Below are 14,358 nucleotides of genomic sequence, written 5' to 3' on the forward strand. Positions count from 1 at the left end.
CCGGGTGTCGTTTCGTCGATGCTCATAGGGCAAGAGCGGAATCGAGAAAGGAACGATATGTCGGAGAAAATCGTGGTGGTCACCGGCGCGACCCGGGGAATCGGACGCGCCACCGCGACGGCGTTCGCCCGCAAGGGATACCGGGTCGTCGTCACCGGGCGGCGTGCCGAGGCGGTGGATTCCGTGGTGCGGGAGATGCGGGCCGACGGGCTCGCGGCCGAGGGCGAGCTCCTCGACGTGTGCTCGATCGATAGCGCGCGATGCCTGCGCGAATCGCTCGCCGCACGGCACGACCACATCGACGTGCTGGTGAACAATGCCGGAATCCTGCCCGAGGCGACCGCGTCGGGAACGGTGAACTTCGCCCATCCCGGCGCGTTCAGCGAGACATTGATGACCAATACCTTCGGCCCCGCCAATGTGATCGAAGCGCTGCTGCCACTGGTGCGGCGCGCGGCGGCGGGTCATATCGTCAATGTCTCCACCGAGATGGGTTCGTTGACCGAGCAGCGTAACCCGCAGTCGCCGTACTACTCGATGGTCGTGCCCGGGTATCAGGCGTCGAAGGCGGCACTGAACAGCATCACCATCGGGCTGGCGAAAACGCTCGCCGACACCACGGTCCGAGTGACCTCGGTGTGTCCGGGATTCGTCGCGACCGAACTCGCCCCGGCCGCGGCCTCCGCGCCGACGACACCGGCGCAGGCCGCGCAGATCGTGCTGGCGGCGGTGGAATCGCCGGATCAGCACACCGACGGCGCCTTCGTCGGCGCGCAGGGGGCGATCGCCTGGTAGCGGCGTCCGCGTTTCGGCCCGCGCCCGAAGCGGAGCCCGAAGACCGGGCGGGCTCCGAAGTGCCGGGCGCGGGCCGGGTCATGCGAAAGGCGGACGGCCGTATCGGGGTTCGCACGGAGGCACTGGGTCCGGGACCTGCTCTACCATCGGGTGGAGTGCCGTTTCGGGCCGGTCGGGTGGGTCGTCGAACAGTCCAGGACAGCGAGGTGCGGTGTGAGGGTGATCGACGAAGAGATCGCCGGATCCCGACCCGATCTGCCGGTGGATGCCGACGGTCCGGAGACAGCGCGCTGGTCGTGGCCCGCGCGAGTGGTTTTCCGGTTCGGCGTGGTCTACTCCGTGCTCTTCTGCGTGCTGATCGGCCAGATCTTGTTCGTGTTCACCGGAGTGCTGCACGATCTGTTGCCCGACACCGCCCCCGTGTGGCCGTTGTTGAAGGCCGGTCCGCTGCTGGAACGGGTGTCCAGCACGGTATTCGGCATCGACGCCGAGTTCTATCGGTTCTCCGGCAGCGGTGATCAGGCGATCATCTGGGTGATGGTGTTCTGCGCGCTGGTCGTGGCCGCCGCGGCGGCTGTGGTGTGGTCGGTGCTGGATCGCCGGCGGCTCGCGTATCCGCGGGCGGCCGCGTGGTTCCTGACCGGCCTGCGGCTCTGCCTTGCGGGACAGATGCTGTTCTACGGGATCGCCAAGGCGATTCCGACCCAGATGCCGCCGCCTCCGCTCTCCGCGCTGATCCAGCCCTACGGCGAGTTCTCCCCGATCTCGGTGCTGTGGTTGCAGGTGGGGAGTGCGCCGGTCTACGAGATCCTGCTCGGTGTAGCGGAACTGATCGGGGGTCTGCTGCTGCTGCTGGCGCCGCGCACCGCCACCCTGGGGGCGATGCTGAGTGTCGTGAGCATGGCGCAGGTGTTCGTGCTGAATATGACGTTCGATGTCCCGGTCAAGATCCTGTCGTTCCATCTGCTGCTCTTCTCGCTGGTCCTGCTCGCCCCGCAGGCCCGCCGGTTCGCGGATTTCTTCCTGCTGGCCCGCCGCGCCGATCCCGCTGTGCAACCGCCGCTGTTCACCGGTCGCCGGGCCGGCCGGATCGCCGGATTCGCACAGGCGGTGATCGGAGTCTGGCTGGTGGCCGGTGTGGTGCTGCTCGGCTGGTCGACCTGGCAGGACTACGGCGGCGGCGCGCCGAAGCCGGCGCTGTACGGGCTGTGGGAGGTGACCGAGTTCCGGGTGGACGGGCAGCCGGCGCCACCGCTGCTGACCGATGAGATCCGGTGGCAGCGGCTCGTCGTCGAAACCGAAGGCGCGGTGACCGTGCAGCGGATGGACGGTGAGTTGGTGACGGCGGCGGCCCAGGTCGACGGCGCGGCGCACACCCTCACGCTCGCCGACCCATCGGGCGCCGGGGGCGCACCTGTCGGCGCCTTCACCTACGACCGTCCCGAATCGGGCAGGCTGCTGCTGGAGGGTCGGCTCGACGGTCGGCCGATATCGATCGACCTGCGCTCGGTGGACCCCGGCTCCTTCCCGCTGAACGGCCCGCGGTTCCACTGGGTGCAGGAGAACCCGGCCCTGTCCTGATCCTGGCCCGGTGGGCAGTCCCGGCGTGTTCGGCGACGGGCCCGGCGGCGGATCAAGCCTGTGGCGGAATCACTCCCGGCTGGTCGGGAGCACGCTGCCCGGGGACGGGACCGGTGATCCCGGGCTGGCCGGCCGGGTCGGCGAGCGGGACCGCGGTCGGGTTCTTCCCCGGTGACGGGGGAGGCGGCGGCGCGGGCGCGGGTGGTTCGGCGGGGGGCGGGGCCGGAGCAGGCGGCGCCTGCTCGGTAGGGGGCTCCGTTCCCGGAGTTGGTGCGGGTGGCGGCGGTGGCACCGGTGGCACCGGTGGCGTCTCGCTCGGAGCCGAACCCTGTGTGGGCGCAGGCGCCTCGGTGGGTGCTGGCGGCTCGGGTGCGGGCGCCGGTGTTTCGCCGCCGGGTTCCCGCGGCGGTTCGGAGGATTCCGGAGGGCGCTGTGGCGCGGGCGCCGGCGGGGTGGAACTGTTCGGCGGGGCACCGGATTCGGTGGGGTCGCCGGCCGGGCCCGGGTCGGCCGAATCGGAATCCTGCGGCGCCGGTGCGGAATCCGCGCCGACGACCGAATCGACCGGTGTCCGGGGTGCGGTCGGCGGCGTGAGGGGCGTCAACATACCGGGAGCCGCCGGCGGTTCGGGAAGTGTGGGAACCGCTGTGCCCGCGGCCGTGTAGGCCGGCTTGTAGACCATGTTCATGGTGAGGACCGCCTCCTGCCGGAGGACCTCCTGCACCATCTGCGCGTCGATGACCTTCGCGGCCTCGAGCAGGCGGGCCAGGGCGCCGACGGGGCCGGAATCTCCGGGCGCGACCACCGCGATCTTCACCGCTTCCGCGGCCGCGGCCACCGCGCCGAGACGCAGACCCACCTGGCCCAGCACCCCGGCGAGTTCATCCACCGACGCGGCGAAACTGCGGGTGCTGGCGAAGGCGGCGTCGGCGGCCGCACCGTCCCATTCCATCGCGTTCATCACGCGATCCGCGCCGCTGCGGGTCAGCGGGAAGGAGGTCTGCAGGGTGGTGGCGGCATGCATCCAGGTACCGGATATTCGCAGTATCTCGCCGGCGTCGATCTGCTGGGTGGCCTGATGGATATCCTCATGGCGCATGGCTTCGAAATGCTCCATGGCACTGATGTAATCCGGATCGGAACCTCTCACCGAGCCTCCTTCGAGTCGGGTACATGCGGTCCGCGGAGGCCGCAGCGAAGGCGGAGGTATCGCATCACCTTGCCTCCTTCGAATCGAACACATGCGGTCCGCGGAGGCCGGAGCGGATGGGGAGGTATCGCATCACCTTGCCTCCTTCGAGTCGGGTACATGCGGTCCGCGGAGGCCGCAGCGAAGGCGGAGGTATCGCATCATCGCGTGAGCCTCGATTCGAGGGCGCGCACGGCTGCGGCGTTCGCGGCGTCGGCCTCTTCGTACAGGCCACCGCTGATCAGGAACGCTTCCTTCATGCGGTACGCGGCTTCGATGTAGTGGTCGAGCAGGGCGGCGGCATCGCGGGCCTTGTGCCCGAAACCCGCCTGCAGCTGCTGGGCGGAGACGAGCCCGCCGAAGCCGTGCGGATCGGATACGTCGTCCAGGCGCTGCCGGAGGTAGCTGAGCCGGTCGGCCTGCCGGTCGTAGAGTTCCGCGCAGCGGCGCGCCGCTTCCGGATCGAACTTGACGGTTCCCGCATGGGCTGCCTGGCGGAACCGGACGATCTCGGCTCGACTGTCTTCGATCTTCATGACTGGCGTACCCCTCCGTCGGTCACGCCCAGAGTAACCGTAACCGGGGGCCGGGGGCAGCCATCCGGTCCTGATCTTGGTTCAGCCGGGAATACGTTTCTGCAGATGCGCGGCGAGTTGTTCGGGGGACGTGGGCACCACGTGCACGTTCTCGTCGGCCTTGAGCAGGTACCGGCCGTCGTTCTCGACATCGAGCCAGCTGTAGTGCAGGGGCGGTGGCGGCTTCGGCCGGTCCAGATGCGGTTCGATGCGGATATGTCCGTCGGCGGTATGCGGCGCGCACAGGAGTTTGCGGATCAGCGGCGCGGCCCGCTCCTCCTGGATGACGGTTTCGGTGTCACGGACCGCCGCGGCCGAGGCCGTGCGGGCCGGATAGCGCCCGGCGGGGGTCTTCGGGAGCAGGGCCGCCAGGCGGGAGCCGAGCTTCGTACTGTGGCCGATCGACAACTGGACCGGACCGCCGAACTCCCGGGTCCGTCCCGGCGCCTGTACCGCGAGTACCGCCCGGTCGTACACGACGCACCCCAGCACACGTAGTTCCCGGCCGGGCTCGGGGGACCCGCCGATGGCGATCACCCGGGTGTGCGGCGCGGCGAGAATGCGCAGACAGGCATCCAGATCGGGATCCGGTGGGAACCGTTGCGCGAGTTCGGAGTGCAGAAACCGGGCATCGCGCTCGGTACGCGGTGATTCGAGGACCCGCAGGGGATAGGGGAGCCGGTCCAGGTCGGCTCGGCGCCATACGTGCGCGAACTCATCGGGGGTCAGGCTCCAACTCACGCGGAATCACATCCTCACCGAAACCTGCGCAGGCTACAACAGACTATCCGGTGTTTCGTAGCGTGCCGACCTCGGCCGGTGCCGACGAACTGGACGCCGTGCGCTGCCACAAGATCCGAATACGCGATACACAGGCTGTTCCTCGGGTTTACTCATGCGGAACGGACAACGATGTTCTGTTTCGCAGACGGGGTTGGAGGTCGGTCTTGCGGGTATACGGTGCAGGAGATGACGGGACAGCCGCTGCGGCGGTGCTCCGGGGCGCGGGGGAGCCGGTGGCCCCCGGAGAGGCGCGGATCTGGGACGACGCGGATACCGTCGAGAACTTCCCGCCGAGCACCTCACCACTGACCTTCACCACCGCGGCCGGGTTAGGGGGCCGCGTGTGCCAGGAGTACGCGCGTTCGCTCGGAGTACCGGAAGCCCAGGTGCGGCAGCTGGATTCGTGGACCCCGTATCTGCTGGGGACCTTTCACGACCGGGTGTATTACAACCTGCTGCACTGGTATCGGCTGGCGGGAATCGCGCCCGGGAACCGGCTGAACCGCAGCGGGCTCGAGGCCGTGCTGGGGCTCGCCGGACCGCTGCCCGACGAGATCGCCGCAACCCTGTCGCCCTTCACTTTCGAAACCGGTCTGCGCCGGGCCCGGTCCCGGACCCGGACGGCGGCGACCTATCTGCGCCGGATGTTCGGGATCGATGCGATGACACGGGAGTTCCACCTCGAGTTCGGCCGGTTCTACGACCGCTACGACGCACTGGAACCCGTCCACGGCGAGCACGCCTACGCGACCTATCGCCGGGTGGACCGGGACCTCGTCCTGCGCTGGGGTCCGATGCTGGTGCTGGACGCCGTCTCGCTGACCCTCACCGGGGTGATATCGCGGCTGACCGAAGCATTCCTACCGGAAGCGCCCGCCTGGTTCCGGTACGCGGTGACGGGTCCGGGTGCGGCGATCGGATCCGCCGAACCGGTTCGCGCCCTGACCGAACTCGCCCGGCACGCGTACGCCGACCCAGATCTGGCCGCGCTGGTGACCGCGACGGAACCGGGTCGTATCCGGCAGTCGCTGCGCGATCGCGGATATCAGGAGTTCGTTGCCGAGATCGACGCCTATCTCGAGCGGTACGGGTATCTGAGTGTGGGTGAGTGGGCTCTGGAATCCCCTGATCTGCGGGAGGAACCGGCCGGGCTGTTCCTCCTGTTGCGTGGCGAGCTGGCACGGGTGGGCGCGCGAGACGGCGCGGTGGACCCGGACGCGTATCTCGACGAGCGGTTGAGCGGTCCCCGCCGCTGGATCTTCGACCGCGTGCGGTCGAAGGCCGTGCGGTGCGCCGCACACCGCGAGAGTGTCCGGTTCTGCCGGGCTCGGGCGTTCGCGGTGGTCAAGCGGATGGTCCGGGTGATGGGTGATGATCTCGCGGCGCGCGGGCTCCTCGGCGAGTCCACCGACGTCTTCTATCTGACCGTGGGCGAACTGCACGGCTGCTACGACCAGGTTCCGATGGCGGATCTGCGGGAGCGGGTCGCCGCGCGCAAGGATGCGCGCATCGATGCCGCGCGGCTGGTGGCCCCGGCGCATTTCACCACGGTGGGTCCAGGCCTGTCCGATGCGGAACTGGCAGCGCAGGGATGGATTCCGCGCACCGATATCGCGGTGGCGCGCGACGGCGAGGTGCTCACCGGAACGCCGTCCGCACCGGGCGTCGTCGATGACGCCGCGGTGGTGCTGGACGAACCGTGTGCGGTGACCGGCGGAATTCTCGTCGCCCACCGCGCCGATCCGGGATGGGCGGCGGCGCTGCCGTCGGCGTCCGCGCTGGTGCTCGAACGCGGCGGCCCGTTCACCCGGGTGGCGGTCGCCGCGCGTGAGCTCGGCGTGCCCACGGTGGTGCGGGTACCGCAGAGTTCGCGGCGGCTGCGGACCGGTATGCGGATCCGGGTCGACGGAGCCGCGGGAACGGTGACGGTATTGTCCGGCGGGGGGCGCGCGAGCGTGTCGTGACTGCTGTAGCTGCGAGAATGCCCGGGTGGATATTGCGATCGGCCTGGTGGTGCTCGTGGCGGCGGCCGCGACGGTGGCGGCGGCTGCTCGTCGGCTCGGTCTCTCCGAGCCGCTGGCGCTGACGCTGGCCGGGGTGGCGGCGTCGTATCTGCCGTTCGTGCCCGAAGTGCATCTGGAGCCGGAGATCGTGTTGCTCGGGCTGCTGCCGCCGCTGCTGTACACCGCGGCGATCCGGACCTCGCTGGTGGATTTCCGGGCCAATATGGGCGCCATCGCCTTGCTCTCGGTGGGTTTGGTGCTGTTCAGTACCTTCGCGGTGGCCGCCGTCGTGTGGTGGCTGTTGCCCGTCCCGTTGGCGGTCGCGGTGGCGTTGGGCGCGGTGGTGGCGCCGCCGGACGCGGTGGCGGCCACCGCGGTGGCGCGCCGGATCGGGATGCCCCGCCGCATCGTGTCCATCTTGGAAGCGGAATCACTGTTCAACGACGCGACCGCCCTGGTGGCGTTGCGGACCGCGATCGCCGCGTCGGCGGGAGCTGTGTCGGTGTGGAACGCGGGCGGTGATTTCCTGCTCGCCGCGGGCGGCGGCGCGGTGGTCGGTATCGCGGTCGCGTACGCGCTCGCGCTGCTGCGCCGCCGGATCACCGATCCGGTCCTGGACACGACGCTGTCGTTCCTCGCGCCGTTCCTGGCCTATCTGCCCGCGGAGGAGATCCACGCATCCGGGGTCATCGCCGTGGTCACCTGCGGGATGATCCTCGGGCACGGCGCGCCGGTGTGGCAGAGTGCGGCCTCGCGTACCGCGGAGCGGATCAACTGGCGAACTGTCCAGTTCATCCTGGAGAGCGCGGTGTTCCTGATCATCGGGTTGCAGGTGCGCGCGATCGTCGAGGGGGCTTGGGAGAGCGGGCTCGACCACACCACCGTGATCGTCACCGCGATCGCGGTCCTGCTGGCGGTGATGCTGGCCCGGCCGGTGTGGATTTTCGGGTGGGCGCTGCTCGAACGGGCGTTCGGTCGTTCCGCGGAGCCGTGGAGCCACCCGACGGTGGTCTCGTGGGCCGGTATGCGCGGGGTGGTGACCCTGGCTGCCGTCCTGTTGCTCCCGGCGGACACTCCACAGTTGCCGGTGTTGAAACTGCTGGCTCTGGTCGTCGTCGGGGGCACCCTGCTGGTGCAGGGAACCTCGTTGTCGTGGCTGGTGCGGCGGCTGCGGCTGCGCGGCCCCAGTCGCGCGGAGGACGCGTTGCAGAAGGCGAATCTGCTCACCCAGGCGTCCAACGCGGGGCTCGCCGCGCTCGACGAAGCGGTCGGTCCGGACACCCCGGAGGACGTGGTCCGGTCCTTGCGCGACCGGGTCGTCTGGCGGACCAACGCCGCGTGGGAGCGGCTGGGCCGGCCCGAGTCGGAACTGGCCACCCCGACCGCCGAATATCGTCGGCTGCGATTGGTGATGTTGCGTGCCGAACGGGAGACCGTCCTGCGGGTTCGCGACTCCGGTGGCGCGGATTACCAGATCCTGCAGCATGTGCTGGCCCGGCTGGACCTGGAAGAGTCGATGATCGACAGGTTCGACGAGGGCGAGGACGACGAGCGGGTCGAGACATTGGCGGTCCCGGTCGCCGATGCCGCCGACTGCGCGCACCTGAGGGCCGCCCCGCTGGTGTGCGAGTCGACCGAGCCCGATGTCTGCGCGGAGTGTCTGGCGGAGGGGCTGATCTGGGTTCATCTGCGAATGTGCCTGACCTGCGGGCATATCGCCTGCTGCGATTCCTCGCCCGGGAATCACGCCACCGCGCATTTCGGCGCGACCGAGCATCCGGTCATGCGCAGCGTCGAGCCCGGGGAGGCGTGGCGCTGGTGTTATGTGGACGAGCTTCTCGGTTGAATCCGGTGCCGGTCAGCACCACACGAGCTCGTCGTCGACGGTCGGGCCCGAGCCGGATTCGGAGAGCAAGGGACAGGCGGGATCTGAGGCGGTTCTGTTTGACATGGACGTGCCGGCGAGTACTGTGATGCCGCATCACGTTTGAACATCGCGGATTATTTTCGGCGTCAATCGAACGATCACCACCGGGTTTCGAGAGATTCACGACCGCGAGAGGCGTGTTCCACCGCTCCGCACGATCTCCGAATGGGTGCGCGGTGTCGCCTCTTCCGGCGTTCGCGGCACGGAAGATCCGGTAGGTACCGTATTCGGTGCGCGGTATTCCGTATCGAGCGTGACTGTCGTTCCGGGATCGTGGATTTTTTCGCCGGCGAGGCGGTCCATGTCCCACCCGTGTCATGCAGTTGCCGGATCGGGACACCGCGATCTGTTCCGAACAAATCGAGACGGAAACATCCACAATGACAGAAGAGTTTTCGCCGGCAGTCCTGTCGGTTGTCGTTCCTGTTCTCAACGAAGCCGCGCTGATCGAGCGCACCCTGCGGATACTGGTCGCGCAGGACACCATCGACGAGGTGATCGTCGTCGACAACGCCAGCGACGACGGCACCCCCGATATCGTGCGCGGATTCGCCGCCGCCCACCCGAAGGTCGAGCTCCTCCACGAATCCGCCCGCGGCACCGCGTTCGCGCGCAACGCGGGCTTCGACAGGGCGCGTGGTGAACTCGTCGCGCGCACCGACGCGGATACTTTCGTCGAGGACGATTGGGGTGCGACGATCCGCGAGTACTTTTCCGGACACCCCGAGACCGCCGCGGTGACCGGGCTGTGCACCTACCACGATTCGCCGGTCGGCTACCTCCTGAGGTTCGGCCAGTGGGTGCTGCTCCGCTGTGGCCGGATCGGCGGGCGGGTGGGAAATATGTACGGCCCGAACATGGCGATCCGCCGCGAGGCGTGGCAGCAGGTCCGCGACCGCACCCAGGTTCGCGCCGATATCGCCGAGGACCTCGATCTCGCGGTCTGCCTCTCCCTGTGCGGGCTGCGCATCGATCAGGTCGCCGAGATGCGCGCGCGGACCTCCTCCCGGCGCCGCCGTACCAGCCCGCGCCGCTACTGGCGGTTCCATTTGGCGGGTGTGCGCACCCTCGGATACCACGGCTTCCGGATTCGGCCGGTGCACTGGGTGATCATCGCGGGGGCCTGGTCGGCCCACACACTCCAGTGGCCGATCTATCGATTCTGGGATTTCGACCGGCGGCGGTTCAGCAGCCGGCCCGGGGCGGCGCGGATCTCTTCGGTGGGCGACTGAGCGGGGCAGACCGGCGTGCGCCGCCGCTGTCGGGGGGTTCGGGCAGTATGGGCCGTATGACGACAGCACCGGGCAGCACCATGGGCGGGGCCGGCCGAGTCGCCGGCGACCTACGTGAGCACGCGGAGGGGCTGCTCGGCGACCTGGCGGGGCCGGGCGCCCGGCTGCGCGAGGACCAGTGGACCGCCATCGAAGCGCTGGTGGTGGGCAAGCGCCGGGCGCTGGTCGTGCAGCGCACCGGATGGGGAAAATCGGCGGTGTACTTCATCGCCGCGAAGCTGCTGCGTGCGCAGGGGCGCGGGCCCACCGTCATCGTCTCGCCGCTGCTCGCCCTGATGCGCAACCAGGTCGCGGCCGCGCGGCGGGCCGGCGTGGTCGCGGCCACCATCAACTCCGGCAACGTCACCGAATGGGACGAGATCCATCAGCAGGTCGCGGCCGGTGCGGTGGACGTGTTGCTGGTGAGCCCGGAACGGCTGAACAACCCCGATTTCCGCGATCAGGTGCTGCCCCGGCTCGCCGCCGACGCCGGGCTGGTCGTCATCGACGAAGCGCACTGCGTGTCCGATTGGGGTCACGATTTCCGGCCCGACTATCGGCGTATCCGCACGCTGATCGCCGAACTCGGCAGCGAGGTACCGGTGCTGGCCACCACCGCCACCGCGAACGACCGGGTGGTGACCGATGTGGCCGGACAGATCGGCACCGACACCCTGGTGCTGCGGGGCGACCTCGATCGCGAATCACTGCGGCTGTCGGTGGTCCGTTTCGACGACGCGGTGGAACGAACAACCTGGCTCAGCACCCACCTCGATGAATTACCGGGTTCGGGAATCGTCTACACCCTCACCGTCGCCGGCGCCCATGATCTCGCCGACGTGCTCACCTCGCACGGCCACCGGGTGGCCGCCTACACCGGGCAGACCGACCCCGCCGAACGGGAGGTACTCGAGGCCGCGTTGCTGGACAACGAGGTCAAAGCCCTGATCGCGACCTCCGCCCTGGGCATGGGGTTCGACAAACCCGATCTGGGTTTCGTGGTCCATGTGGGCGCCCCGTCGTCGCCGATCTCCTACTACCAGCAGGTCGGCCGTGCCGGGCGCGGTACCGAACGGGCCGAGGTCGTGCTGCTGCCCGGGCCCGAGGACACCCGGATCTGGAGCTATTTCGCTTCCGTGGCCTTCCCGCGGGAACATATCGTTCGGTCGGTACTCGAAGCTCTCGATCCCGAACGACCCCAGTCCACCGCGGCCCTGGAGCCCTTGGTCGAGCTCAACCGCTCCCGGCTGGACATGGTCCTGAAGGTGCTCGATGTCGACGGCGCCGTCCGCCGGGTCCGCGGCGGCTGGCTGTCCACCGGCCGTCCCTGGACCTACGAGGCCGACCGATACGAACGGCTCGACGCCGCTCGCACTGCCGAACAACAGGCGATGCTCGAATACCAGAGCACTACCGCCTGCCGCATGGAGTTCCTGCGCCGCCAACTCGACGACCCGGCTCTGGCGGCCGCCGCGCCCGGCACCGGCGCCTGCGGCCGCTGTGACAACTGCACCGGAGTCCATCGCGATACCGGGGTCGATTCCGAAGCCGTGGCCGCCACCCGTGCCCGGCTCGACCGCCCGGGTGTCGATCTGTCGCCCCGCAAACAATGGCCGACCGGTATGTCGAAACTCGGCGTCCCGCTGTCGGGGAAGATCTCCGACGGCGCCGAGCCCGGCCGGGTGCTGGGCCGCCTGAACTCCCTGGGCTGGGGCCGCCGCCTGCGTCCTGTCCTCGACGGCCCCGACGGTCCGGCGCCCGGTGAGGTGATCGACGCCTGCGTCCCGGTGCTGCGGGAATGGGACTGGGCCGTCCGGCCCACCGCGGTGCTGGCGCTGGAATCGCCCACCCATCCCGTCCTGACGGGGTCGCTGGCCGAGCGTCTGGCCGATATCGGCCGGCTGCACAATCTGGGCACGCTGCGTACCCGCCCCGATCGACCGCCCGTGTCGGCGGTCAACTCCGCGCATCGGGTCGCGGCGCTCTACGACGGGTGGGAAGTCCCCGATCTCACCGGAATCGACGGCCCGATCCTGCTGGTGGACACGCTCACCGATTCCGGCTGGACCTTCACCGTCGCCGCCTGGACGCTGCGGCGCGCGGGCGCCCCGGCTGTCCTCCCGTTCGCGCTCGCCACTCCGACCTGACTTCGCGCCGACGGGTCCGCACAGGTCGCGCAGGGATCGCGACTCGCGGGCGGCGCCCCGCGTGCCGGAGCGCGGCCGACTCCCGCACCGCCGGCCGCACCAACTCGATCCTGCTGGTCACCGACGGTCCCGATGACCCTTCCGGCACGCACCGGCGCGGTACCGACCATGGCGCGGGTGGACGCGCGAACGGGCCGGGCCGACCTCAGCGACGGCCCGCGGCGTCCGGATTTTCGGCACGCCGGGAAAGGCCCGCGGCGGTGGGCAGGCGGTCGAGGACCGCGAACGCGGCGGCGAGCGCGAGCGCTACCACGACGACGACCAGCGTATTGGTGAGCGCTGTCGCGTACCCCTTCTGCGCGGCGTCCAGGAAGGGATACGGATACCAGTCCGTCACGGCGCCGTGGGCGAAGGTGTAGCCGATCCAGGCCACCGGCCACACGAAGGCCAAGGCGACAGTCGCCCGGTCGATACGGGGCCGCGGACCGAATATCAGCCAGACGGCGAGGGTGGCCCACGGCGCGATGTAGTGGAATCCTAGGTTCGCCCACCATGCCGCGCCGCTGAGATGTACCTCGTCGGCGAGGACGAGCGCGAACACCAGACCGGTGATGACGATGCCGAGCAGCGAATCCAGGTGCACCACCCGCCAGAGCCGACCGTCACGCCGGGGACGGAGCACCAGGCTGGTCATGATGACCAGGACGAACAGATTGCTCTCGATGGTGAAATAGCTGAACAACCGCACCAGTCGCGTCGCGACACTCGCGTCCGGGTCCGCGCGCCCGGAATTCGCGTCCGTGCCCCCGCCGAACAACAGGACCAGTTGGGTGACCAGTGCCGCGGTGATGATCGCGGCGATCGTGAAACGACAGGCTCGGGCGGCGGGACCCGCCCACTCCGTGCGATCGACCGGCCGAGTGCTCACATCCGCACATATTGCCCTCATGGCACCGCTACCCGGACAACGACACGCTCCCGTCGCCGCGCCGGGGCCACACCGTATCTTCCGGTTCACCCGCCGTATCCAGCGGTCACGACGGTCACGACAGCGCCGCCCGCCGGGCGGGGCGCGGCCGGATATCCGCGCTAGAAGTCCGGTTCGGCGTCTTCGTCGAGCTCCACGGCGTCGCGGTCGGCCCATTCGATGAGGCGGGTCAGGTCGAAGACCGCGTCATCGATGCCGGCATGCAGATCGCCGAGTTCGCGAAAGCGCCCGGGGACCGTGGCGATCGTGAAATCCCGGGGACCGATATCGGGGATCTCGTCCCATCGCACCGGCGTGGAGACCGTCGCGGCGGGGTTGCCGCGAACCGAATAAGCGGCGGCGATCGTGTGGTCGCGGGCGTTCTGGTTGTAGTCGATGAACAGTTGTTCCGGGTCGCGGTCGCGTCGCCACCAGGTCGTCGTCACCTCGTCGGGTAGGCGGCGGCGGACCTCCTCGGCGAAGGCCAGGGCCGCGCGGCGTACCTGATGGAAACCGTGCTCCGGGGCGATCCGCACGTACACGTGCAACCCCTTGCCGCCGGAGGTCTTCGGCCAGCCGACCGCGCCGATATCGTCGAGGACCTCGTGCACCACGCCGGCCACCCGCTGCACCCGGGACCAGGGACAGTCCGGCATCGGATCCAGGTCGATCCGCCATTCGTCGGGGCTCTCGGTATCGGCCCGGCGGGAATTCCAGGGATGGAACTCCACGGTGGACATCTGGACCGCCCAGATCACTTCGGCGAGTTCGCCGACGCAGAGTTCGTCGGCGTGCCGGCCGTAGCGCGGAAAATAGACCCGGACGGTGGACACCCAGTCGGGTGCGCCCGCAGGCAGCCGTTTCTGATGGACTTTCCCGCCCGGCAGCCCTTTCGGGAAACGGTGCAGCATGCACGGCCGGTCCCGCAGCGCGTTGACGATTCCCTCGCCCACGCTCAGGTAGTACTGCACCAGATCCAGCTTGGTGGCGCCGGTCTCCGGGAAGTACACCCGGTCGGGGTTGGTGATCCGCACCTCGCGATCGCCGACCGTCAGCTCCACCGCCGCCCCCGCGCCGCTGCCCATTGTCCGACCATAGCGGTCCGTGCACAATCAGGCTC

At 69.4% G+C, this 14,358-nt stretch carries 11 protein-coding genes; 6 read left to right on the plus strand and 5 right to left on the minus strand.

The genetic code is table 11. The features are described from left to right. Nucleotides 1-57: 57 nt before the first annotated feature. Together OG804_RS28825 and OG804_RS28830 are read left to right on the plus strand one after the other, a co-directional pair. Nucleotides 58-795: an SDR family NAD(P)-dependent oxidoreductase gene (locus tag OG804_RS28825; protein WP_328391778.1), complete on the plus strand. Its 738-nt coding sequence runs from the start codon at nucleotides 58-60 to the stop codon at nucleotides 793-795. Between the two features lie 213 nt (nucleotides 796-1,008). Continuing rightward, nucleotides 1,009-2,376 (plus strand): DoxX family protein, encoded by a 1,368-nt coding sequence (locus tag OG804_RS28830; protein ID WP_328391779.1) that lies wholly within the window; start codon nucleotides 1,009-1,011, stop codon nucleotides 2,374-2,376. Between the two features lie 52 nt (nucleotides 2,377-2,428). Here the strand turns inward: OG804_RS28830 and OG804_RS28835 are convergent, their stop codons facing one another. From OG804_RS28835 to OG804_RS28845, 3 genes are all read right to left on the minus strand, one after another. Continuing rightward, the gene (locus tag OG804_RS28835; protein WP_328391780.1) at nucleotides 2,429-3,526 is read right to left on the minus strand and encodes a hypothetical protein; all 1,098 of its coding nucleotides are present in this window, start codon (nucleotides 3,524-3,526) and stop codon (nucleotides 2,429-2,431) included. A 200-nt stretch (nucleotides 3,527-3,726) separates the two neighbouring features. Continuing rightward, entirely contained in the window at nucleotides 3,727-4,101 is a 375-nt protein-coding gene (locus OG804_RS28840) for a hypothetical protein (RefSeq protein ID WP_328391781.1), read from the minus strand. A gap of 81 nt (nucleotides 4,102-4,182) precedes the next feature. Next, on the minus strand, nucleotides 4,183-4,881 hold the full coding sequence (locus tag OG804_RS28845; protein ID WP_328391782.1) for an ESX secretion-associated protein EspG: 699 nt from the start codon (nucleotides 4,879-4,881) through the stop codon (nucleotides 4,183-4,185). Between the two features lie 275 nt (nucleotides 4,882-5,156). Here OG804_RS28845 and OG804_RS28850 point away from each other — a divergent pair, with 275 nt between their 5' ends. The 4 genes from OG804_RS28850 (at nucleotide 5,157) to OG804_RS28865 (ending at nucleotide 12,271) form a co-directional block, all read left to right on the plus strand. Further along, a complete protein-coding gene (locus OG804_RS28850; RefSeq protein WP_328391783.1) occupies nucleotides 5,157-6,887 on the plus strand; it encodes a PEP-utilizing enzyme in 1,731 nt (576 codons plus the stop codon). A 25-nt stretch (nucleotides 6,888-6,912) separates the two neighbouring features. Continuing rightward, entirely contained in the window at nucleotides 6,913-8,772 is a 1,860-nt protein-coding gene (locus tag OG804_RS28855) for a Na+/H+ antiporter (protein WP_328391784.1), read from the plus strand. Nucleotides 8,773-9,233: 461 nt separating this feature from the next. Then, complete coding sequence (locus OG804_RS28860) at nucleotides 9,234-10,085, plus strand: glycosyltransferase family 2 protein (protein ID WP_328391785.1); 852 nt, start codon at nucleotides 9,234-9,236, stop codon at nucleotides 10,083-10,085. A gap of 56 nt (nucleotides 10,086-10,141) precedes the next feature. After that, the gene (locus OG804_RS28865) at nucleotides 10,142-12,271 is read left to right on the plus strand and encodes a RecQ family ATP-dependent DNA helicase (RefSeq protein WP_328391786.1); all 2,130 of its coding nucleotides are present in this window, start codon (nucleotides 10,142-10,144) and stop codon (nucleotides 12,269-12,271) included. A 205-nt stretch (nucleotides 12,272-12,476) separates the two neighbouring features. Here OG804_RS28865 and OG804_RS28870 read toward each other — a convergent pair whose 3' ends face one another. Together OG804_RS28870 and ligD are read right to left on the minus strand one after the other, a co-directional pair. Next, the gene (locus OG804_RS28870; RefSeq protein ID WP_328391787.1) at nucleotides 12,477-13,199 is read right to left on the minus strand and encodes a Pr6Pr family membrane protein; all 723 of its coding nucleotides are present in this window, start codon (nucleotides 13,197-13,199) and stop codon (nucleotides 12,477-12,479) included. 161 nt (nucleotides 13,200-13,360) lie between these two features. Next, on the minus strand, nucleotides 13,361-14,323 hold the full coding sequence (ligD, locus tag OG804_RS28875; RefSeq protein WP_328391788.1) for a non-homologous end-joining DNA ligase: 963 nt from the start codon (nucleotides 14,321-14,323) through the stop codon (nucleotides 13,361-13,363). Nucleotides 14,324-14,358 lie beyond the last annotated feature (35 nt).

It is taken from the genome of Nocardia sp. NBC_00416 (assembly GCF_036032445.1).
In the GTDB taxonomy this organism is placed as follows: domain Bacteria; phylum Actinomycetota; class Actinomycetes; order Mycobacteriales; family Mycobacteriaceae; genus Nocardia.